Source organism: Nocardia rhizosphaerae (assembly GCF_042650365.1).
Lineage (GTDB): Bacteria > Actinomycetota > Actinomycetes > Mycobacteriales > Mycobacteriaceae > Nocardia > Nocardia rhizosphaerae.
Window position 1 is genome coordinate 157472 of sequence record NZ_JBHSBA010000015.1, and the last position, 21612, is coordinate 179083.

The window sequence follows — 21612 nt, forward strand, 5'->3', positions numbered from 1 at the left end:
CGCTATGTTCGCCCCGCCGGTGGTCGGTTCGCTGTCCCGCCCGATCGTCGTCGAACCGCCCGCCGAGGCCGAAGGGGATCGGGGCAGCGGAGGGGAGCGCCGACGCGGTGCAGGTGCCGCAGCGCCTCGCGGTACGAGGTGACCAGCCCGGTCTCGTGGTACGGCACGCCGATGTCGGCGCAGTGGTCGCGGACGATCACCTGGGCGTGGCGCAGATTCGGCGTCGGCATGCTCGGGAACAGGTGGTGCTCGATCTGGTAATTGAGCCCGCCGAGGGTGAGGTCGGTGAGCACCCCACCGCGCACGTTGCGGGAGGTCAGCACCTGGCGGCGCAGGTAGTCGGGGCGGTCGTCGCCGGTCAGGGTGGGCATACCCTTGTGGTTCGGCGCGAAGATGCACCCCATGTACACGCCGAAAAGGCCCTGGTGGACGGCGAAGAACACGAGTGCCTTGTCCACGGGGAGGACGAGGAACAACGCGCCCAGGTAGAGGGCAGCATGGCCGAACAGCAGCGCGGCCTCCAGCCCGCGGTGCTTGATCGCGCGATTGCGCAGCGCCCGCACCCCGGCCACATGCAGATTCAGCCCTTCCAGCAGCAACAGCGGGAAGAAGAGCACGGCTTGGGCCCGCCCGACGAAGCGAGGCAGACCACGGCTCGCGCGCGCCTGCCGCTGTGACCAGACCAGGATGTCGGGCGCCACATCGGGGTCGAGATCCTCGTGGTTCGGATTGGCGTGATGGCGAGTGTGCTTGTCCTGCCACCAGCCGTAGCCGAGGCCGATACCGAGATTGCCGACCAGCCGCCCGGTGAGTTCGGCCGATTGCCGCAGCCGGAAGACCTGCCGGTGCGCGACATCGTGCATGACCAGTGCGACCTGTGCGAACGTCACCGCCATGAACGCCGCGACCAGCAGGGTCCACCACGAATCACCGACCAGCACGAAGGATGCCCAGCCCGCGATGAACGCGCCACCGACGAGGCCGAGCCGGGCGGCGTAGTAGCCGGGACGGCGGTCCATCAGCCCCGCCTCGGAAACCTGGCGCAGCAGCCGGGCGTAGTCACTGTCGGCGCGGCGCCGCGGTGCGGGAGGAACGGGTTCGGGAACGAGCGCGGATGTCGTCATAGAACTTCCTTGGAGGGGGAATCACGACGTCACCGCCGCCGTCCGAGGAGTGGTCCGGTCGATCGCGGTGGTGCGCCGATGTCGATGTCGACGACGCTATCGGCGGAAATCTCGTCGGCGGTAAGCCCTTGGTAGGGAAGGGGAATGAGACTGCGGTATGAGATCCTCAGGCGGATCTGCGCACCACCGAGAGCGCGAGCTCGGTGCACAGCGCGGCGACCTCTGCGGTCGGCTGACGGGGGTCGCGCAGCCAGGCATCGACGAGCTGGTTGATCCCGCCGACGACGAACAGCGCCTCCCTGCGCCGGACATCCGGGTCCGCGGGGGCGTCGAGGAACTCCGCGCTGTACCGCAGCACGAGATCGGTGACGATGTCGATCGCGCGGACCCGCAGCTCCTCGAGTCCGGCGACGCTGTGCACATCGCTGGTGAGGATCCGGTAAACGCTCGGGTCGTCGGCGATGGCGTCGAGGTAGGTAGTCAAGGCGCGCAGCAGTTTCCGCTTCAGCGTGCCCGGCTCGGCCTGACTGGCCGCGACCAGCGTGGCGAACAGTTGCTCGTGCACCTGCTCGGCGACGGCGAGCACCAGCGCGTCCCTGGTGCTGAAGTGCTCGTAGAAATAGCGCGGCGTCAGCCCCGAGGCGGCACACACGCGGCGCACGGTGATCTCGGCGGGCCCGGCCTCGCCCCAGATCCGGCGGGCCGCGGCGAGCAGTTTGTCGCGGCGTTCATCGCGTCGACTGGCCGCGCTGACCCCCCGGTAGGGCCGAACCACCTCCGCACGCGCCATTGACAGCACTCTAGCAGCCGACCACACTTGGACATCAGCTGTTATCCAGTTTGTGTCGCTCAACGAGGAGTGCCGATGGCCACCATCCCCACCCGTCATCCCGATCGCCCCCACCGCACCCCGGCGGTCGTCGGCGGCTTCGCGGCGCTGCTCGGTGTCCGCCCGCCCGACCGGGATCAGTGGCGGCACCTCGGCGAGGGGCTGCTGATCGGCGACGCCGCGATGGACGACCTCGTCGACTGGATGGTCCGCACCGGCACCGCGCAGACCCGCCCGCTGTTCGATCGCGCGCTCACCCACGGCATCGCCGCGGTTCCCGAGGCGCCGGAACCGTTGCGCGCGTTCTTCACCGAGGTCGAGACCGTGCCGGACTGGGTGGATCACGAGACCCTGACACGCGCGGCCAAGGTGCTGCTGTGCAGCGGCGCGGACGGCATGTACATCGCGCGCGACGTCGCCATGCTCGGCGGCTACCAGTTCTCCGGTTTCAACAAGACACTGCTGCGGACGGGCGCTCTGGAAAAGGGCTCCAATCAGCGGTGGGCCGAGACGATGCGGTGGGCGATGGATGTCGTGGCACCGGACGCGCTCGCCCCGTCGGGTCTGGGCCACCGATCCACGATCCGGGTGCGCCTCATCCACGCGTTCGTGCGCCGCCACGTGGCCGCCATGCCGGACTGGCGCACCGAGGACTGGGGCCTGCCGATCAACCAGACCGACATGGCGGCGACGCTGGTCGGCGCCTTCATCGCCCCGGCGGTGGGCGGGCTAGGCATGGGTCTGCTGCTGCGCCCCGCCGAAGCCGACGCCGTCGCCCACCTGGTCCGCTATGTCGGCTGGCTGCTCGGTGTCGAGGAGCAGTGGCTACCGCGTTCCTTCCGCGACGGAGTCCGGGTCCTCGTGCACACGCTGTCCGCCCTCGCCGACCCCGACGAGTCGACCACCGCGCTCGCGGTGCCGATGTCGCGCGATCCGCTGTCCTGGAACTTCGAGCGGTTCCCCGCGCTCCGGCGCCGCCTCGCCTACGCCCAGCACCTGTCGGTGACCGGCACCTTCCTCGGTCGCCGGACCATGCGCGCGCTCGGCCTGCCGACCGTGGTCGTGCCGTGGTATCCAGCGTTGCGTATTCCCACGAATACGATGCGCTCGGCGACCCGGCAGCTGCCCGGCGGCCTCGACCGCGCGGCGCGTCGCGGTGCGCGGGAACAGGAACGGTTCATGCGCACCGTGGTCGAGACCGGACCGACGATCGGCGGTGCGGCCGCGCGGCTCACCGACGCCGCCTGACCGGCGGGGGTGTGGCTATGCCGCCTTGACGGTGACCATGGTGTCGGCGCTGCGGAAGTAGAGCACCCGCAGCCGACCGGTGACCAGATCCGCGGTATCGGCCACGACCCGCCCGGCGCGCCGCGCGTCGCTGAAGCTCGTGCTGATCACCCGGTAGCTGCGTGTGGCATCGAGTACCACATCGCCCGCCCTGAGCCGCCCAGCCGGCGTGGACGCACCGTCCACCACCTCGGACGCACGTGTTCCCCGGATGAGATCGAGCACGTTCAGCAACCTGTTCTCCGCTCCCTGGACATCAGCGACGTGCCGCCGCGCGGAACCGCGAACAAGCAACAGGCTATTTCTGCCCAGTCCCGGCCCAGTCCAAACCCTCGATTCGCGGTGATATGCCTGGCTCCGGTTTACGGCGCCGACAACGCGGTACCGCCACCGGAAGAGCAGTCGAGCCGAAACGGAGGGAACCCATGGTCGACCGGGACATGATCGCCCAGTTGCGACAGGACATCACCACCGCGGGTGACGCGGGGGACGAGGCAACCGTGCGGCGGCTCCGCGGTGAGCTGTCGGAAGCGCTGCGCGACGGTGACGACGAGACCGGTGCCGCCGCGATCGTGACCGAGGCCGACCTCCGCGAGCTTCTCGCGGTGACCTCGCCCGATGCTCGGCTGGTGATGTCGCAAGGCCGTCTCGGCGTGCACACCGGACCAGGCGACGGCGATGGCCTGCTCGTCATCACCAGGGCCGATCTCGTCCACCGCGTCGGCGGGCAGAGCGATGCCCGCGGGCTCGCCGAGCTCGCGGCGCTACTCGACACCGACATCCGCCTGCTCGGCGCCTGACAGCGGGCAGGGCATCAGGCCGGCGAGGTGTCGAAGCGGAACCCCGCCGGCCCCGGCCCGTGCGTCAGCCGGTACAGACTGAAGCCCGTCAGACCCACGAATACGCCGAGCAGGCCGAAGGCGAGGTGCAGCCAATGAGCCTGGCCGACGAGCAGCGGCTGGATCGCCACCCAGCCAAGCAGGAGCAGCCCGCTACCCATGCCCGCGCCAGCGGCGCCGGTCCGCCCCCGCAGCGCGAGTTCCGCGGTCGTTGTCATCGGCACGCCGATGACAACGACCAGCAGGAGCCCGACCAGGACGGGACTGACGGGTAGCTGTGGGGAGCCGAGTTCGGCGCCGCGGCCGATCAGGTCGACTGCGCCGACAAGGGACAGGAAGGCGACGAAACCGGCGCCGCCGACCAGGGCCGCGCGACGGGCGCGCTGGGCCCGGCGTTGCTGAAATGTCGACATGAATCCTCCGCTGTCGTCCGGACCGGTCGAACCGGGATGCTGTGGCGGATTCACCGCGTGCGCTCCTGCACGACAGGTAGGTGCCTCCGCGCGGCGGTGATGGGAACCAACGGCAATCTCATCAGCCCTGCCGCCTCGAACATCTGCGCCGACGGCGGCGGAGCCTTGTCAATGCCGCAGGGCGAGCCTGCGCAGCCGCTCGTGCTCGACGACGAAAACGGTGATGCTGGCGACGAAGAACACCGCCGTGACGATCGCCCCCACGGCAGCCCAGCTCCCGAAGCCGTAACCAGCCGCGGTCAGGGTCGACGCGAGTCCGACCACACCGGCGAAGAAGAACAGGATGCCGGGGATATTGTAGGGATCGGCCAGGCTCGTGCCCGGCGCACTGTGGTACACCTCATTGTTCGTGCTGTCGCTCACGGCCATGCCTCCGACGTCGTGCGAACGAACCGGCGGTTCGCGGTCCGCCGACAACTTTCCCGCGTCACCCACACTGAGGTGAGAGCCCTTGGTCCCCACCGCGTTCGACCAAGGTCCCCAGAGATACTCGTCCTCACCGTGGAAGCTGACGGCCCGGCACCCACTGGCCGGCTCCTCACCACCCCGCTCCCACCCCCAAAACAGTGCATCTACCAGGCGATTAGTACCTGCGAACCTCGGTGCGGTAACCTTTTCGAGCACCCGGAGACGGGGGCAAGACGGGCTGTGGCGCAGCTTGGTAGCGCACCTGACTGGGGGTCAGGTGGTCGCAGGTTCAAATCCTGTCAGCCCGACCATGCAAAAATCCCCTCCGACCTGCTTCGGAGGGGATTTTGCTGTCACTGGACCAATCGAAGCTTGGGACCAATTTGGGACCGTTTCGGCGATCTCAGGTGCGCGGAGAGCATGTCGCCGTCGGCCTGCAACGCCACGATGTCCGGATGTAGGTACCGCTGCGTGATCCGTGGGTCCGTGTGCCCGGCGATCTGCTGTAGCCGATGGATCGGCACTCCGGCGTCGGCGAACCATGTGAGCCCGGTGTGCCGGAGGTCGTGCCGCCGTAGGTGCTCATAGCCGAGTGCGGCCACGACCGCATCCCAGTGCGTCGCCTTGCGCAGCACGCCGGTTTGGATCTTGCCGCCGCGCGGCCCGACGAACAGACGAGCATCCGGCTTGTCCTTGCGCGCTTGAATCCGATCGAGCAGCATCGGCCGAATTGGGCCGTCCCCGGTGAATGAGACCGCCCGGCATTAGAGTCCTGTTTGGCCTGGTGAGGGCCGAGAAGGGACACTGAGGGACATGGCTGGACGCAAGCGGCACTCCGCGGAGGACATCGTGCGGAAGCTGCGGCGAGCCGACGAGCTGACCGCCGCCGGGAAGACCGGCGAGGAAGTCGCCGCCGAGATCGGGGTATCGACAGCGACGCTCTACAACTGGCGTCGCCAGTACGGCGGTGTGGACACCGACGCGGCGAAGGAGCTCAAAGAGCTGCGCGAGCAGAACGCCCGGTTGAAGCGGCTGCTGGCCGATGCCGAGCTGGAGAAAGACGCGCTGCGGGAGATCGCGAAGGGAAAATTCTGAGCCCGGAGACCAAGCGCCGCGCCGTGGACATGCTCACCCAGGTCAAGAGCATGTCCGAACGGTTCGCGTGCAAGGTCGTCGGGCTTCACAGATCGACCTATCGGCGGCTACCGGCCGCGCAGACCCCGGCCGATCCGGACGCCGGTTTGCGGACCTGGCTGCGCGCCTACGCGGTGAAACACCCCGGTCATGGATTCCGGCGCGCCTGGGCGGCGTTGCGGTTCGACGAGGGCGCGGGTGTCAACATCAAGAAGGTGCACCGGCTCTGGCGTGAGTAGGGCCTGCAGGCCCGCGAACATCACCCCCGAAAACGGGCCGGTGTCTCCTCCGTGCCTGCCGTCGATGCGGATGCTCCGAAAGTGGTGTGGGCGTTGGATTTCCAGTTCGACTCCACCGTTGACGGAAGGGCCGTGAAGATCGCGTCGATGATCGACGAACACACCCGCGAATCGTTGCTGCACGTGGTGGAACGCTCGATCACCGGTGAAAGGCTGGTCGCCGAGCTGGCGAAGGTGTTCGTCACGACCGGCGGGCCGCCGCGGGTGCTACGGATGGACAACGGTCCGGAGATGATTTCGGCTGCCCTGCAACAGTTCTGCGCCGACCGGGTCGGAATCTCCTACATCCCGCCGGGCACACCCTGGAACAACGGTTTCGTCGAGTCGTTCAATCGGCGGTTGCGGACCGAGTGCCTAAACCGCAACCACTGGACCAGCCTGCTGGAAGCCCGCGTGGTAATCGGAGATTTCAAGGCCGATCACAACCAGCGGCACCGGCATTCGGCGCTGGGCTACATGACGCCGGCCGAGTACGCTGCGGCCTGCACCCACACCCACCACCCGGTGGTCTGCGGGACCAACTGAACACCGAACGAAATCACCTGGCTCTATTACCGGGTGGGCTCGTCATCGGGGACCGCTCACTACGGTTACGCGTTGCTCGGAAGTGGGATGCGCCTTATCGAGGCGGAAGGATCTCGCGAGCTCAGCCGACGCGCCTTCGAGAATGCGGCGGTAGCGATCGAGTCCGTGATTGCGCGAGGCCCCCAGACAGATGATCGAGAATTCCACCGCGTGGTTGCGGCTGCGGCTTACCACTTGGGAGGGTTTTCTGCGCGCGCTTACTCGCTCCTGTCGAAGGTTCGGAACTCGGCGCAGACCACAGCAAGCGAACAGTGTTTGGTCCTGCTCATGCTCAGGAGCCTCGACGATCTTTCCGCTCTGATCTTTGGGTGGCGGGCCGAATCGAGGGCGTCGGATGCTGAACTTGTGACTGTGCTCGAGCGCTCCTACACAGCAGTCGGTATTGACGACCTCGCCGAGGAAGATGCACCTGACGTCATCGATGTGATAGATCTGGCGCTTACCGATGCTTTCATGGCTGCGATGAGCGCTGCGATGCTCGCCTTCGAGCGAGGTGATGCCGAGCTTCTCGACGATGCCGTGCACAGATTGAGAACTGGGCTTGATACTGCTGGCGAATTGAATCTGGTTCCCCAGTGGTGGTGCCACCGGCTTGCCATTCATCTACTGCGACAGCGCATAGCAGGCTGGCCCCGGCTTCGCGGAGTACCGAACCGCAACCAGAGGTTGTCCGAACCGCGCACGGGCGCGGTGTGGAGTGCTGTGCGCGCGAGCTACACACGCGCCGCGACACGACCGCGAGCTAGCTGAGCCCGGCTGCCCGCCAGCACATACTGGTCGGATGGCCCAACCTGAGCACAGCGCCGAGGAGCGGCGCGCGAACTGGACCGAGCTGTTCTTCGACCTGGTGGCGGTGGCGGGGATCGGCCAGCTCACCCACCTGTTGCACCGCGGCCCGTCACTGGGCGAGTTCGGCTTGTATATGGTGTTGTACCTGGCATTTTGGGTGGCGTGGGCGTGCGTGACCGTGTACAGCAATGTCGCGGGAGAGCAGGCACGCACCACGATGGTGTTGGGGTGCATGTTCGGGTTGTGCGTGATGATGGCAGCGGTCGGTGGTGCGCCCGACAAGCACATGGATGTCTTCGCGGCGATCTATGTGGTGGTGCGGGTGGCGTCGTCGGTGGTGTGGAAGCGCGGCCAGATCGTGGTGGATTGGCCGATCGCGCAGATCGGTGCGGGTGCCGTGCCGTGGCTGGTGTCGTTGTGGGTGCCCGCGCCGTGGAAGTTCGTGCTGTGGGCGGTGGGGTTGGGGATCGATCTGTGGACCATGTTCGCGATCGACTCCGAACGGATGATGGTCGGTGCCGAGCAGCAGCTGCGTGCCCGGTTGCGTCGCGGTCGCGGCGGGCCACCGCGTGGTGGTCCGGGTCGGCGGTCCGGCGCACTGGAACCGCCGAAATTGCAGGCGTTGCATGCCGATGCGCCGCATCTGGGGGAACGCCTCGGCCAATACCTGATCATCATGCTCGGTGAGGGGGTGATCTTGGTGATCGCGGCGATTTCCGTGGAGGAATGGACCCTCCCGGTGTGCGTGGTCGGGGCAGGATCGTTCCTGTGTCTGGTCGCAATGTGGGCGTTGAGCTTGCGTTACGGGTTCGTGCCGCGCCTGACGGGTGAGGCGCCGGACGCGGTCGGTCTGCCTTACCAACGGGTGATGGCGGCCCATTGCGGGGTCAGCGGCGCGATCGCCACTGTCGCCAGTGGGTTGGGTTTGGTCGCCGCGCACCCGTCGGGTCATCTACCTGCAGGGCTGGGCTGGCTGCTCGGCGGTGGTGCTGCCGCCTTCTTCGTGGTGTGTGGAGTCAGCGGCATGCGCTATGCCGGGGCCAAATGGTTGCTGCGGTGGTCGCTGCCGTGCTCGGTCGTCGCACTCACGCTCGGTTGGGCTGCGCCCCATATCGGCGGGGTGTGGCTGGTGCTCGGTGTGATGGTCACTCTTGTGGGCGCGGTGGTCTCGGAGGCTCTCCGCACGCGGCACGCATAGTGGTCAGAAGACCAGGTCACGCAGGGCCAGGAACCGGATGCCGCCGACGATTGCGGTGATGGTGAGCACCGCGAGTGCTTGGGCGATGTCGCCGAGGCCGGGCGCCCAGACGCCCAGAGCGGCCAGGGCTGCGGTGGTGATGGCCAGTCCCAGCAGCGCCAAGCCGCCGCCTTCCCATTGTGTGGTGAACCAGCCGACGCGTTCGGCGGCGTGAAAGGTGAGCTGGCGGTGCAATTCGTTGGCGATGATGGTGCTCACCACGGAGCCGACGATATTGGCGATCAGCGGTCCGACACGATGGAGAGCGAAGAACAAGGCCACATAGGCGATATTGCTCGATCCGCCGACCAGCGAGAACCGTATCAGCTGGGGCAATACGCGGTCGCCGCGCAGATAGCCCACGGCCCGCTGGATCCGCAGTGTGGACGATGGCAGGCGAGTGCTGGTACACGACACGCGTGGCTTGGGTCGAGAGCACCCTGGTTGGCCGCTGGATTCACGCCGCACCGTCGAAGTTCTCACCGCAAGGATAGAAGTGAGAGAGGGCGTCCAATCTCACCCAGTATTTTTTCTATGGAACTATTCTTTCATGGAAATGGTTGGTGGCGGGTTAGGTGACAGAGCTGAAGAGTCCTACGTGTACGCGGCACTGTCGCTGAGAGCGGATTGCTGACTTCTCAGCGCACGTGGCGTTGGCCGGCAATGCGTGAGGTCAAGCGTTCGCGGTCGAGTTCGGCGATCGCTGCAGCCGCCGAGCAGTGCCGACTGTGGGGCGGTTCGGCGGGCCGAGTTGTGATTTCGGAAGCGTGGCAATGAGGGCGAGCCGAGCGGTCTGGTGCGCGTCCGATCCCACAGATACTGCGAATGCAGTACGAGCAATGTCCTCCGTGTGCACGATGCTGACTACGGAGCCGCCGAATCAACATGGTCGTATGGCGAAATTACTGTACCGGTTGGGCCGGTTTGCTTTTGAGAAACGGCGACTGGTCGTCGTGTTGTGGGTGGGTATTCTGGCCGCGCTCGTAGTGGGGGCGGCCAGGGCGCCGACCCCTCCGCCGGATTCGTTCTCGATCCCCGGGACCGAATCCCAGCAGGCATTCGATCTGCTCGGCGAGCGATTCCCCGGCGCGAAAACCGATGGTGCCGAGGCTCGAATCGTTTTCGTCGCACCTGAGGGTCAGTCGATCGGCTCCGAGTTGAACAAGGCCGCAGTGGGCAAGATCGTCGCCGATGTGGCGAGCGGTGCGCAGGTGAGCAACGTGCTCGATCCGTTCGAGACCGGGGCGGTCAGCGAGAACGGAACGACCGCCTACGCGACCGTGAGCTACAGCGAGACCCCCGACAACCTCACCGATGCCAGCAAAGCAGCCCTTACCGACGCGGTAGCGGTTGGCAAGGCGGCCGGGGTAACCGTGGAGATCGGCGGGACCGCCGTCGAGCTCCAGCCTGAAATCGGCGGAATCACCGAGCTCATCGGTATTGCCGTCGCGGCACTGGTCCTGATGATCACTTTCGGGGCGTTGGCAGCGGCTGGTCTGCCGCTGCTCACCGCGTTGATCGGCATCGCCGTGGGCATCGCCTCGATCGTGGCGATCGGGATGTCCACCACGGCAACAACTCTCGCTGTGATGCTCGGTCTCGCAGTCGGCATCGACTACGCACTGTTTATCGTGTCCCGTTATCGATCCGAACGCGCCGACGGATACAGCGCTGAGGAAGCCGCGGGCCGGGCCGTCGGAACCGCCGGATCCGCTGTCGTTTTCGCCGGACTCACCGTCATCATCGCGTTGACCGGGCTTTCCGTCGTCGGCATGACAGCCCTGACCCAAATGGGTCTGGCCGCGGCGGGCACCGTCGCCATCGCGGTGACAATCGCCTTGACGCTGCTGCCAGCGATGCTCGGGTTCTTCCAGAACGCGGTCATGCCACGCGCCGCACGCAAAGCGGCGTCCGCCGACACTCCGTCACATGTCGGCGGAGATCCGATGCCGTCCGATCCGATTCCGGTGAAGAAGCCCAGCATGGGCGTGCGGTGGGCCGAGTTCGTCGTCCGGCGGCCGGTCGCGGTACTGCTGATCGGTTTGCTCGGCATGGGCGCGCTGTCCTTGCCAGTACTGAGCCTCGAGCTGGGTATGCCCGGCGACGAATCACAACCGACGTCGACCTCACAGCGCCGTGCCTACGATGCGTTGGCCGCAGGGTTCGGTCCCGGCTTCAACGGGCCGCTCACCATGGTGGTGGACGCGCGCGGTGTCGCTGATCCCGACGCCGCATTGGATCAGGTTTCCAAGACCCTGGACGCAACCGACGGTGTCGTCTCGGTGTCGCCCCCGATATTCAATGAGGCCCACGATACGGCCTTGCTGACCGCGGTGCCCGCCACGGGACCGACCTCGACCGAGACCAAAGATCTCGTGCATGCACTGCGCGGTGAGGCGGGCGATCTGAAGACAGCGACCGGTGCCAGCGTGCTGATCACCGGTACGACCGCGGTGAACATCGACGTCTCCCAGAAGATGTCGGACGCGGTGTTGCCCTACCTCGCGATTGTGGTCGGGCTGGCGATCCTGCTGCTCATGATCGTGTTCCGCTCGATCGCGGTACCGATCAAGGCAGCGCTGGGATTCCTGCTCTCGGTGGGCGCGGCATTCGGCGTCATCATCGCGGTCTTCCAATGGGGTTGGCTGGCCGGCCTGCTCGGAATCGACCAGACCGGACCGGTCATGAGCATGATGCCGATCTTCCTGATCGGGGTCGTGTTCGGACTCGCGATGGATTACGAAGTCTTTCTCGTCACCCGCATGCGTGAGGCTTTCGCGCACGGGGAAAGCTCCCACGACGCGATCGTTACCGGATTCCGGCACAGCGGACGCGTGGTGGTGGCTGCTGCGGCCATCATGATCGCGGTGTTCGCCGGGTTCATCGGCGGTGACGCGCTGATGATCAAGATGATGGGCCTGGGCCTTGCCTCGGCGGTTTTCTTCGATGCCTTCGTCGTCCGCATGACGCTGGTCCCCGCAGTGCTCGCACTGCTCGGCGACAAGGCATGGTGGATGCCGCAGTGGCTGGCGAAGATTCTGCCGAACGCGGACGTGGAAGGGGAGAGCCTGAACCGAGTCGAAGCCGCCGAGGCTGGTCCCCAGCTCGAATCCAGCCGAGTCTGAATCGAATCACACGGGTAGGCCGTCCTGGAAGGGTGCGGCCTACCCGTCATTTCGAAACCTGCCGATTAGGCTTCGCACAGGCGAGAAGGAGCCCCTATGAGCGACGAATGGTCGCAGTGGTCGCGACGGCACCGCCGCGTCGTCGATCTGGTCGTCGCCATTGTGCTGTGCGTTGTTGCCACGTTTGTGAGCACGCTTGTCGATAGCGATAGTGGGCACACGTTGGCCGACAGTAATAGCGCGCAAGCGGTAGAGATCGGCCGACCGGTATCGCTCGCGGTGTTGGGCTGGTCCGCGCTGGCGTCGGTGACACTGTTGTGGCGGCGGCGGTTTCCGCGTGCGGTGCTCGCGGCGACGACCCTCAGCGGCGTCGCGATCGGCATGCTTGGCTTCCAGGTTTCGATTTTCACGGCGGGTGCGGCCGTCGTCGCGGCGTATTCGATCGGGATGTGGTCACCGCATCTGCGTACGGCCATGTTCGCACCCGTCGTGTCACTCGGCGCGCTGCTGCTCACCTCGCTTCTGCACGACTTCGCGCCGGTGCTGACCGGGGAACGCTTCACGCTGATCGCGGCGTTCCTGGTGGCGGGGGCCTTCGCCGACGCCGGACGCAGTCGGCGCGACTATCTGGCGGCCCTGCACGCGAGAGCCGAGTTGGCCGAACGCACGCGGGAGGAGGAGGCCCGCCACCGCGTCGGGGAGGAACGAGTCCGGATCGCGCGCGAACTGCACGACATCGTCGCCCACCATATGGCCCTGGCGCACGCCCAAGCCTCCACTGCCGCCTACCTTTTACAAAGCAACCCAGAACTGGCTCGGGAGATGCTCGATCAACTGGCCGGTAGCACCTCCGCGGCACTGCGCGAGCTCAAAGCCACCGTGGGCCTGCTCCGCGAGGACGACTCCGACGCCCCACTGGAACCGACGCCGGGCTTGGCTCAGTTGCCCCGGCTGATCACGTCTTTCGAGGCGACCGGCCGCACGGTGTCGCTATCCGTTACGGGTGTACCTCGATCGCTTTCACCGGGCGTCGACCTGACGGCGTACCGGATCATCCAGGAGGCCCTGACCAATGTCACCAAACACGCGGGCGCCGCGGCGGCGAAGGTGCGGCTCATCTATTCCCGGCAACTGCTGACGATCAGCGTGACCAACGACGGTCCCACCATTGTCGAACACGGTCGCGGAGAACCGGATCCGGACAGTCAGGGCTACGGTTTGATTGGCATGACCGAACGAGCTGTCTCAGTCGGCGGTCACCTGAGCGCGGGCTCTCTCCCGGACGGAGGCTTCGAAGTCACCACCGAATTGCCCCTCGAACTGCCCAAGCCCTGACCCAAGGAACGAACTCATGACTATTCGGGTACTACTGGCCGACGATCAAGCGCTGCTGGCCGGCACCTTCCGGCTTCTGATCGATTCGGCACCGGACATGGAGGTCGTCGGTATCGCCGCAACCGGCCGCGAAGCTATCGAACTCGCTCAGGCGACCAATCCGGACGTTGTCGTGATGGACATCCGCATGCCCGACGTCGACGGCATCGCCGCGACGCAGACGATCTGTGCCGACCCAGCGCTGCGCGAAACCCGAGTGCTGATTCTCACAACGTTCGAACTCGACGAGTATGTCGCACAGGCCCTTCGTGCCGGAGCCAGCGGGTTCCTCGGCAAAGACGTGGGCCCCGAAGATCTCCTACGCTCGATTCGTGCCATCGCGGCAGGTGATGCCCTGCTCTCGCCTACCGCGACCCGGACGCTGATCGCCCGCTATCTCGCCCGTCCCGAGAGTCGCCTCGGTGCCGCCGAATCTCTCGAGGTTCTCACCGCCCGCGAACGCGAAGTTGTCACCATGGTCGCGGAAGGTCGATCCAACGACGAGATCGCCGAGACGATGTATGTCAGCCCGCTGACTGTACGCACCCATGTCCAGCGGGCGATGACGAAATTGGACGTGCAGAACCGCGCTCAGCTCGTGGTGCTCGCCTTCCAGTCGGGGCTGGTACGCGTCGAACCGCCCCGATAGAGAGGCAGGGCCCTGCGCCGCGCGGAAGTTACGCGGCATTCATGGACCACCATATCGTCGGCCGGCAGGGCGATTCGGACCCGCAGTATGCCCTCCGCGGTCGGTGAATCGACGTCAGTCAGTCCGCTCACCCGTTGCAGGCGGCAATCGATGGTGTTGGGATGCACATGCAGTGACTGGCCGGTGGCTTTGTTATTGAGACCGGTCGAAATATGGGCGCCATATAGGCCCGCAGCGTCTCCAACAATTCCGGGCGGGGGCGAGTGGGACTCGATCCAGACCGGCCGCCGGCGGAGGTGGTCGGGGTTCACTCCGTCGTGGCAGAGTCGGTCAGTCAGTCAGTCAGTCAGTCAGTCAGTCACGGCTCGGTGCGAGGTGGCGTGGGGTGGCGCGGCTGGTCGAGTTGGACATGCATCGCGGTGAGAAGTTCGGCGAGGAAGGTGTCGAACTGCTCGAGCTGATCGCTGGAATACCGTGCCATGACAGCGCCGACCTTTACGCCGAGCGGGCCGAAGAACTCATCGGCGAGTGTGTGGACCTCGGGGCTGCCGCGCAGTGTGACGACGCGTCGATCATGGTGTTCGCGGGTGCGTACGAGATGTCCGGCGGCTTCGAGGCGGTTCAGTAGGGCGGTGGTGGCCGGGTTGGACAACCCAATGCGTTCACTCAGTCGCGCCGGAGACAGTAGCTTGCCGTGCTCCTCGGCAGACAGGATCTCGATCAGGGCTTCGGCGTCGGTGGAGTGCAGGCCCAGGAACTCGGCAAATCGACGGCTGAACTCGCGAAACGTCGCCCCGTAGGTGCGTAGTCGTTCGGTCACCTGGTCCTGCCTTTTCCGCGTTGCCAAGTCGTTCATCGTCGTTGACCTCCCATTTCTGCCCGCCGCAGCGGTGCCGACGACATCAGTTGACAATGTACGTGCCTCCCAGCACATTTCGCCGTAGAATTATTCTACCGTGGAAGGAGTTGCTGTGGACGAGGCGCAGCCTGAGGCCAAGCCTTCCATGCTGCGTTGGTTCGGCTTGCTCGCTATCGCAGTCGGTGTCGCGCTGATCGTGGTCGACACCACGATCGTGAACGTAATCATCCCGTCGATCATCGAGGAACTGAACACCGGTTCGACTGAGGCGCAATGGATTCAGGAGTCCTACGCGATCGTGTTCGGGGCGCTGCTTCTGGTGGTCGGACGCATCGCCGACATCATCGGGGCGCGACGGGTGAAGTGCTGCACCATCAGTGTCAGGTTGCGGGTGCAAAAGGTGCGGATCGTCTCGAACGGAACCTGGTTCTCGTTGCGGTAGGTCTCGAGTTCGTCGACGAAGCGCCGGCCTTGGCGATGATGGTGCTCACCGCCGAGCCGACGACGTTGGCGATCAGCGGGCCGACGCCATGTAGGGCGAAGAAGAACAGCACGTAGGTGATGTTGCTCGACCCGTTACCAGGGAAAGCTGCATGAGCTGGAAAATCACGCGATCGCCGCGTAGAAACTCACGCCCTGTTGGGCCGTGATGCAGACGATGGTGGGCGCCGCGGTGAGTAGGGCTACGCCGGGCAAGCGGTCACCGTGATCCTCGAGGATCTCGAAGCGACGACCGGGTGGAACGAGACCGGGATTGACCGAGCTATTGGCGCGGGCCCGCCGGACCAGAGCGCGATAGGCCTGATCAGCGCTGAGTACCGGTTTCTTATGGATGTCGAGATGTCACGACAAATGTGCCTTCAGCCACGCCGCGGTGAGCTCGATGTTGGCTCTGGTGTCGAATTCATGGCCTTCGTGCCCTGCGTTTCCGAGTACACAGAACGTCGACGGAACTCCTGCCCGAGTCAATGCGTCGTGCAGGTATCGCCCTTGCGATTCGGGAACAATTCTGTCGCGGTCGCCGTGTGCGATGAGAAATGGCGGTGCGTGAGGGTGTACTCGGTGCACTGGGCTCGCTGCTCTGACGCGCTCGTCATTGGCGGCGATCGGCCCGTGGCCGAAGAGTGAGTCCTCAACGGGCGGTTCGAGGATGAGCTGTTCGAGCCATGAGCGCCGACTGTTGGCTATCAGGTCCGTCGGTGCGAACCAGGTGGCTACCGCCTGTACCGAACTCCGCTCTTGAGGGTGGTCACCGACATGACCGTCGAGATCTGGGTCGTCGGCACTGAGCGCAACCATCGCTGCCAAACAGCCGCCCGCCGAGGCTCCCCACAGTCCGATGTTTTGCGCGGCCAGTCCGTAGTGGGATCCGTGTGCGCGCAGCCAGCGCACCGCGGCCTTCACATCGTGAACCGGCGCCGGGTAGGTCGCTTCGGGTGCGAGGCGATAGTTCACCGAGGCGACGGCGATTCCTGTCCGAGCCACCGCCGCCGATCTGTCCTCGGAGTTGTCGCGTTTGTCGCCGGCTTTCCAGCCGCCGCCGTGGAGGTAGACAACGACCGGAACATCGGTATCCGACTGCGGTCGATACAGATCCAATGCCAGCGTCGTCTCGTCGACGACGGCGTAGGGAATGTCGTACTCGGTGGTGCTGGGGCGCATAGTTGTCCTGACTGGTTCGTCGATGCCCAGATGCCTCACGCGGAGGTTTCCTCGAGCGAGCGGTTGCGGGTTTCGATGGCGCCGAAAGCGACAGCGGCAAGTGCTATCGCGGCGGCGACACCGAGGGCGGTGAATACTGCTGGTGTGCCGCCGTGCCCGGAGAGCATGAATCCGAAGATCGTCGGGGCGATGATCGATGCGAGTTTGTTGAGGCTCGCGGTGGCAGAGGTGGCCCAGCCGCGCATGCGGGTCGGGTAGAGCTCGCTGGTGTAGAGGTAGAGGAAGACCGCGGGCACGGTGGTGCCGACGACCATGGTGCAGCCGCTGACGAACATGATCTGCCAGGAGGTGTGGCCGAGGAGTCCGATCGCGATGAAGCCGTAGAGTGCGCCGATCGCTGCGACGGCTAGACCCGCGATCAGTAGTGGCCTTCGGCCGACGCGGTCGATCAGGGATACCACGATGTAGATGACGACCAGTTGCAATCCGCTGGTCACAATGGCAAGCAATAGTGACTGTGATTGAGGCAGTCGGCCGACCTGGACGTACATGGTTGGCAACCAGCTGAGACATCCATAATTCACGAAGAAGGTGGCGAACCAGACGACGGCCAGCATGAGCGTGCGAGCGCGGTAAGCAGGGGAGAGCAGTTCGCTGAATCTGAATGTGTCCTCGGTTTGGGTCGACGGTTCCTCCGGCTTCTGGAGTTCGGTGCCGTGCCTGGCAGCGTCGTCTTCCATCGCCCGCACGTAGCTGTCGGCCTCGGCGGCACGACCTTTGACTGCCAGCCAGCGCGCGGACTCGGGCAGTGCGAAGTAGGCCCATGCCGCGATGACCAGGGGGAGCGCGCCGATCGCGAGCAGCACCCGCCAACCGGTTTCCGGTCCGAACGCACTGGTCGCGGCGAGCGCGGTCAGCGGTGCGAAGAAGATTCCCCAGGCAAACAGTGACTGGTAGATCCCGAAGGAGCGACCGCGACCGTGTCGTCCGAGATACTCGCTCAGCAGGATCGCAGCGATCGGGATCTCCGCACCGAGGCCGAGTCCCTGTACCAAACGAAAGACCAGCAGGCTTGTCTCGTTCCACGCGAAGGCGCATGCGAGTGACATGCCGCCGAAGAGTACGAGGGAGATGATGAATGGTCGGCGCCTGCCGACTCGGTCGGCGAGGGCCCCGGCCAACAGCATTCCGATCCACTGCCCGACGTAGCCGGCGCTGATGATCAGGCCTGCTTCGGCGAGGCTGATGCCGAAGGACTTCACGATCAGCGGTAGAACGACGGCGATGGTCATCGCGTCGAAACCGTCGAAGAAGGTGCCGGCGCCCAGTTGACTCATCAGCCGAGTGTGGAAGCGGCCGAACGGAATTCGGTCGATCCGTGCAGCGATCAATGAGGGACTCGATGGCGGGGTGATAGTGACGGTATCTGTTGTGGAAAGTTTCGGGTCGAGCATGGTGGTCCTCCAGAGGGCGTGCGTGTGGCTGGACTCGTGGCGCTACGCGCGTTGCCGAGCCGGCGGCCGGTTGCGGGCGAGGATCTGCTGCTGGGATTGCCGAGCCGAATCCATCAAGGTCGCGGGGTCGATATCCGTGAGGTGGCCGTCGCGTTTGACGACACGTCCTGCCACGAGGACCGTGTCGACATTGCCCTCGTGCGCGGCGAGCACGACCGAGTAGACCGGGTTGGTCACCGGTCCGAGATTCAGGTCGTCGGCGCGGAGTAGGACGATGTCGGCTTGCTTACCCGGGGTGAGGGAACCGATCTTGTCGCTCATCCCGACCGCTCGTGCCCCTTGGACCGTGGCGAACTCGAGGACATCACGCACCCGTAACTCGGGCACACCGTCCACCGAGGAGTGTCCGCCACCCATCCAGGAGCGGTGGTAGGCGTAGAGAATTCGCATCTGGGTGAACATGTCACCGCTGCATTTGGTTTCGGTGTCGCCGCTGAGGCTGGGCCGGATGCCGCGGGCGAGGAGCTTGTCGAGCGGGATATCACCCATACCTTGGGAATTGAGTTCGCAGTGCACGCCGAGCGATACGGTGGCTCCGGCGTCGGCGATCATGGCGAACTCGTCGTCGTGGCTGCGGCTGCAGTGCACGAAGGTCATGTCGTCGCCGAGCAGGCCGAGGCCGGCGTACTGGGCGACGGCGCGGTGGGGAGCGTTGTGGGGGTAGGCGCCGACGTGCACCGTGGTCCGGATGCCGAGTTCCCGTGCGAGCCGCAGATCCGCGACCCAGGTTTCCTCGGCTGCCATCTCGGGGCCGCGAGCGGCCATCGCGAGCGTCAGCAACTGGTCGTCGCTCGCGAAGTATTCGGTGCGCAAGCGGCGAATATCGTCAGGATGGCCGAGTCCGCTGCGGTTGGTCCAACGGTCATCGGTCAGCAGTGGCCAGCCGTGGGCGAACACCGCGCGGATGCCGGCCTCGCGCAGACCTGTGATGGCGGCGTCGGAGTGCGCCGGGGTGTTCTGGATGTGGGACCAGTCCACCAGGGTGGTGGTTCCGGCGCTCAATGCTGCTGCTGCGCCGAGCTTGTTGCCGATATGGACGTCATCGGGCTGGTAGGAGGCGCCGATGCCGACCAGCATCTCGGCGAAGTACCGTGCCGGATCCATATCGGCGTAGCTGTGGCGCACCGCGCTCTGCCAGGTGTGGCGATGGGTGTCGATCATTCCGGGGATGGCGATCATGCCGGTGCCGTCGATCATCTCGGCGTCGGTGACGTCCAGGCGCTCGGCGATGGCCGAGATCTGGGTGCCTTCGATGAGGATGTCGCCGACCAGGTCGCCGAGATCGTCGTCCATGCTGACGATCTGCGCTCCGCGCAGGAGCAGCCGCGCGGTCATCGCTCGACCTTCAGCCATCGCTCGATCTGCGCCACGGCCCGTTCGGGGGTCGGCGTGGCGGTATCCGCCCACGCTACATAGCTGTCGGGGCGCAACAACAGACTGCGCACATCGTGCAGTCCCGCCGGTGCGGGGGCCATAACCCCGGATACGACGCGGACCGGTGTCCGGCCGAATTTCAGTTCGTCGTAGTGGTTCTCACCCGTGCAATCGATGAGCACGAATTCGTGGCCTCGGAGCAATTCGCCGGTCCTGACGAGGCCGTCGCGGGTCTGCAATACGAGGTCGGGTGCGCGCTCGCCGACGAACGGATGATCGGTGGCCTCGCGCGGATAGGGAAAACTCAGGCCGTTCAGATCGCGAACCAGCGTCCGACCCACCTCGGGCAGGGGGAAGAGGCGCTGTTCGAAGAAGCGTCGGTAGGCAAGTCCCTCGGGGCTGAAATCGAACTGCATAGCGCACTGTGCGGCAACGCTTTCCAGCAGCGCTTCGGTCACCGGTCGTCGCTCGGCTTCGTAGGTGTCGAGCAGCGATTCCTCGGCGACGCCGTTGATCACCGCGGCCAGCTTCCAGCCCAGATTGAACGCGTCTTGCAGGCAGAAGTTCATGCCGACACCGCTGGCCGGGTAGTGCACCCGGGTGCTCTCACCGACCAGCACGATTCTGCGGTCCCGGAAGCGCGAGGCGGTACGGGTTTCGTCGGTGTAGCGCGAGCCCCAACGCAGTTCGGCGAAGTCCAGGGATTCTCCGAAGATCTCGCGCACGCACTGGTGAACCTCGGCGACGGTGACCGGCTCGGATTTGTCGGCGTGCCGGCGTTGCTCGTGCACGATGTTGAACCGGGTGATGTGACCGGTCTCGTCGAAGGGAAAGGCCGCGGCCCAGCCGTGCTCGTTGTGCCCGTTCGCGCGAGGTGCGTCCCACGGGAAGTCGAGGACGACGTCGGCCACCATGCCGGTGAATGTGGCGTCGTGACCGTCGAATTCGATACCCGCCGCCCGTCGGACGATGCTGCGGGCACCGTCGGCCCCGACAACGTATCGGGCGGAGTAGGTCTGTTCGGTGCCGTCGGTCAGCCGTGCTCGAACAGCGACGCCCGCATCGAACTGCTCGATGGTTTCGACCGCTGCCCCGCGCACGATGCGCGCTCCCTGTGCGGATGCGTGTACGGCGAGCAGTTCCTCAGTGATGTTCTGCGGCAGGATGAGCCGGTAGCCGAACCGTGATTCGAGATGGCCCCAGTCCAGCGGCTGGAGCCCGGCCCAGATATGGAACGGGACCAGGGGATTGTCCCGGATCGCCCGTGCTCGGTCGATGAAGGTCTGTGCCAGATCTCTGGTGTCGAACAGTTCGAGCACGCGGGGCAATATGGTGCCTGCCCTCGATCCCACCGGTTCGGTCCGGCGTTCCAGAACAACGACATCGACACCGGCCGCCGCCAGTTCGGCAGCCGTCATCAGTCCAGATGGGCCGCCACCGACGACCACTACGTCCACGTTCATGGCTCTTCCTTAGATTGGTGATTGATGGAATCGGCTCAGCGGGGGTCGGCGGGCGCTCCGACATCGAACAACCCCATGAGCTGAGCCAGGATGCGGTAGTAGCCGACCAATGCCGTCACCTCGGCGATCGATGTCCGGTCGAGCGGCTGTGCCGTGATGCGGTCGATCCCGGTGAGCGTCGGCTGATCCACCGCCCATGCGGTGAACATCGCGACGGCGGCCTCTCTGGCGTCAGCCGTGACGAATGTTCCGGCATGTAGTCGGGCGAGTTCCGTCTCGTCCAATCCGGCCGCGCGACCGGCAGCTTCGTGCGCGTACCGTTCGAATGAACTCGCGGTACAGCGTGCGACGGTGAGGATCGCGATTTCGCGCTCTCGGCCGGTGAGTGTGGTCCGGTAGCGCAGGGCGGCACCGAGCGCCTGCAGCGGTCCGCCGATCTCGGGGAATTCGACCATGAGGCCGAAAGGGCCCTGGAGGTGACCGGCGGTATCGACGAGTGGAAAGTGCTGCGGCCCAGAGCCTCTCGGTCCGTTCACGATCGCGTCGTACACCGCTCGCTGCTGTCGGCTCAGTTCGTCGGTGTCCACG

General features: G+C 65.7%; 22 protein-coding genes, 1 tRNA gene and 1 pseudogene. 9 read left to right on the forward strand and 15 right to left on the reverse strand.

The window, feature by feature from the left end:
- Positions 1-2: 2 nt before the first annotated feature.
- Positions 3-1124 carry a fatty acid desaturase family protein gene (locus tag ACFOW8_RS22890; protein ID WP_378553476.1) on the reverse strand — a complete coding sequence of 374 codons (1122 nt, stop codon included), beginning with the start codon at positions 1122-1124 and terminating at the stop codon, positions 3-5.
- A 166-nt stretch (positions 1125-1290) separates the two neighbouring features.
- A complete protein-coding gene (locus ACFOW8_RS22895; protein ID WP_378553479.1) occupies positions 1291-1914 on the reverse strand; it encodes a TetR/AcrR family transcriptional regulator in 624 nt (207 codons plus the stop codon).
- A 75-nt stretch (positions 1915-1989) separates the two neighbouring features.
- On the opposite strand from ACFOW8_RS22895, the gene ACFOW8_RS22900 reads away from it, so the two are divergent.
- Positions 1990-3201: an oxygenase MpaB family protein gene (locus ACFOW8_RS22900; protein ID WP_378553481.1), complete on the forward strand. Its 1212-nt coding sequence runs from the start codon at positions 1990-1992 to the stop codon at positions 3199-3201.
- Between the two features lie 15 nt (positions 3202-3216).
- Here the strand turns inward: ACFOW8_RS22900 and ACFOW8_RS22905 are convergent, their stop codons facing one another.
- The gene (locus tag ACFOW8_RS22905) at positions 3217-3465 is read right to left on the reverse strand and encodes a hypothetical protein (RefSeq protein ID WP_378553484.1); all 249 of its coding nucleotides are present in this window, start codon (positions 3463-3465) and stop codon (positions 3217-3219) included.
- 200 nt (positions 3466-3665) lie between these two features.
- Between ACFOW8_RS22905 and ACFOW8_RS22910 the strand changes: the two genes are divergently transcribed.
- Entirely contained in the window at positions 3666-4040 is a 375-nt protein-coding gene (locus ACFOW8_RS22910; protein ID WP_378553485.1) for a hypothetical protein, read from the forward strand.
- A gap of 14 nt (positions 4041-4054) precedes the next feature.
- Here ACFOW8_RS22910 and ACFOW8_RS22915 read toward each other — a convergent pair whose 3' ends face one another.
- Together ACFOW8_RS22915 and ACFOW8_RS22920 are read right to left on the reverse strand one after the other, a co-directional pair.
- On the reverse strand, positions 4055-4492 hold the full coding sequence (locus ACFOW8_RS22915) for a hypothetical protein (protein WP_378553488.1): 438 nt from the start codon (positions 4490-4492) through the stop codon (positions 4055-4057).
- 168 nt (positions 4493-4660) lie between these two features.
- On the reverse strand, positions 4661-4915 hold the full coding sequence (locus ACFOW8_RS22920) for a hypothetical protein (RefSeq protein ID WP_378553490.1): 255 nt from the start codon (positions 4913-4915) through the stop codon (positions 4661-4663).
- Between the two features lie 279 nt (positions 4916-5194).
- Between ACFOW8_RS22920 and ACFOW8_RS22925 the strand changes: the two genes are divergently transcribed.
- Positions 5195-5271, forward strand: a tRNA-Pro gene (locus ACFOW8_RS22925).
- A gap of 42 nt (positions 5272-5313) precedes the next feature.
- Here the strand turns inward: ACFOW8_RS22925 and ACFOW8_RS22930 are convergent.
- A complete protein-coding gene (locus ACFOW8_RS22930; protein WP_378553492.1) occupies positions 5314-5682 on the reverse strand; it encodes a tyrosine-type recombinase/integrase in 369 nt (122 codons plus the stop codon).
- A 91-nt stretch (positions 5683-5773) separates the two neighbouring features.
- Between ACFOW8_RS22930 and ACFOW8_RS22935 the strand changes: the two are divergent.
- Positions 5774-6918, forward strand: a pseudogene (locus tag ACFOW8_RS22935) (IS3 family transposase).
- 42 nt (positions 6919-6960) lie between these two features.
- Here the strand turns inward: ACFOW8_RS22935 and ACFOW8_RS22940 are convergent.
- Positions 6961-7581 (reverse strand): hypothetical protein, encoded by a 621-nt coding sequence (locus tag ACFOW8_RS22940; protein ID WP_378553494.1) that lies wholly within the window; start codon positions 7579-7581, stop codon positions 6961-6963.
- A gap of 178 nt (positions 7582-7759) precedes the next feature.
- On the opposite strand from ACFOW8_RS22940, the gene ACFOW8_RS22945 reads away from it, so the two are divergent.
- Positions 7760-8965 (forward strand): low temperature requirement protein A, encoded by a 1206-nt coding sequence (locus tag ACFOW8_RS22945; protein WP_378553495.1) that lies wholly within the window; start codon positions 7760-7762, stop codon positions 8963-8965.
- A gap of 3 nt (positions 8966-8968) precedes the next feature.
- On the opposite strand, the gene ACFOW8_RS22950 is transcribed toward ACFOW8_RS22945, so the two are convergent.
- Positions 8969-9400 (reverse strand): GtrA family protein, encoded by a 432-nt coding sequence (locus ACFOW8_RS22950; RefSeq protein ID WP_378554643.1) that lies wholly within the window; start codon positions 9398-9400, stop codon positions 8969-8971.
- 497 nt (positions 9401-9897) lie between these two features.
- Between ACFOW8_RS22950 and ACFOW8_RS22955 the strand changes: the two genes are divergently transcribed.
- The 3 genes from ACFOW8_RS22955 (at position 9898) to ACFOW8_RS22965 (ending at position 14152) form a co-directional block, all read left to right on the forward strand.
- Positions 9898-12129, forward strand: coding sequence for an MMPL family transporter (locus ACFOW8_RS22955; protein ID WP_378553497.1), 2232 nt, complete (start codon positions 9898-9900; stop codon positions 12127-12129).
- 96 nt (positions 12130-12225) lie between these two features.
- On the forward strand, positions 12226-13464 hold the full coding sequence (locus ACFOW8_RS22960; RefSeq protein WP_378553499.1) for a sensor histidine kinase: 1239 nt from the start codon (positions 12226-12228) through the stop codon (positions 13462-13464).
- A 16-nt stretch (positions 13465-13480) separates the two neighbouring features.
- On the forward strand, positions 13481-14152 hold the full coding sequence (locus ACFOW8_RS22965; RefSeq protein WP_378553501.1) for a response regulator transcription factor: 672 nt from the start codon (positions 13481-13483) through the stop codon (positions 14150-14152).
- Here ACFOW8_RS22965 and ACFOW8_RS22970 read toward each other — a convergent pair.
- Entirely contained in the window at positions 14095-14463 is a 369-nt protein-coding gene (locus ACFOW8_RS22970; RefSeq protein WP_378553503.1) for a helix-turn-helix domain-containing protein, read from the reverse strand. The two genes, ACFOW8_RS22965 and ACFOW8_RS22970, sit on opposite strands and share 58 nt — an antisense overlap.
- Positions 14464-14510: 47 nt before the next feature.
- Positions 14511-15008, reverse strand: coding sequence for a MarR family winged helix-turn-helix transcriptional regulator (locus tag ACFOW8_RS22975; protein WP_378553504.1), 498 nt, complete (start codon positions 15006-15008; stop codon positions 14511-14513).
- Positions 15009-15123: 115 nt separating this feature from the next.
- Here ACFOW8_RS22975 and ACFOW8_RS22980 point away from each other — a divergent pair, with 115 nt between their 5' ends.
- Positions 15124-15453 (forward strand): MFS transporter, encoded by a 330-nt coding sequence (locus ACFOW8_RS22980; RefSeq protein ID WP_378553505.1) that lies wholly within the window; start codon positions 15124-15126, stop codon positions 15451-15453.
- Between the two features lie 401 nt (positions 15454-15854).
- Here the strand turns inward: ACFOW8_RS22980 and ACFOW8_RS22985 are convergent, their stop codons facing one another.
- Genes ACFOW8_RS22985 through ACFOW8_RS23005 form a run of 5 tightly spaced genes read right to left on the reverse strand, consistent with a single transcriptional unit; the run spans position 15855 to position 21611 of the window.
- Complete coding sequence (locus ACFOW8_RS22985; protein WP_378553506.1) at positions 15855-16673, reverse strand: alpha/beta hydrolase fold domain-containing protein; 819 nt, start codon at positions 16671-16673, stop codon at positions 15855-15857.
- Between the two features lie 35 nt (positions 16674-16708).
- Positions 16709-18127: an MFS transporter gene (locus tag ACFOW8_RS22990; protein ID WP_378553507.1), complete on the reverse strand. Its 1419-nt coding sequence runs from the start codon at positions 18125-18127 to the stop codon at positions 16709-16711.
- Positions 18128-18169: 42 nt separating this feature from the next.
- Positions 18170-19522, reverse strand: coding sequence for an amidohydrolase family protein (locus ACFOW8_RS22995; protein WP_378553508.1), 1353 nt, complete (start codon positions 19520-19522; stop codon positions 18170-18172).
- The gene (locus tag ACFOW8_RS23000; protein ID WP_378553509.1) at positions 19519-21024 is read right to left on the reverse strand and encodes an FAD-dependent oxidoreductase; all 1506 of its coding nucleotides are present in this window, start codon (positions 21022-21024) and stop codon (positions 19519-19521) included. The genes ACFOW8_RS22995 and ACFOW8_RS23000 overlap by 4 nt, the downstream gene beginning before the upstream one ends.
- A 35-nt stretch (positions 21025-21059) precedes the next feature.
- Positions 21060-21611 (reverse strand): carboxymuconolactone decarboxylase family protein, encoded by a 552-nt coding sequence (locus ACFOW8_RS23005; RefSeq protein ID WP_378553511.1) that lies wholly within the window; start codon positions 21609-21611, stop codon positions 21060-21062.
- Position 21612 lies beyond the last annotated feature (1 nt).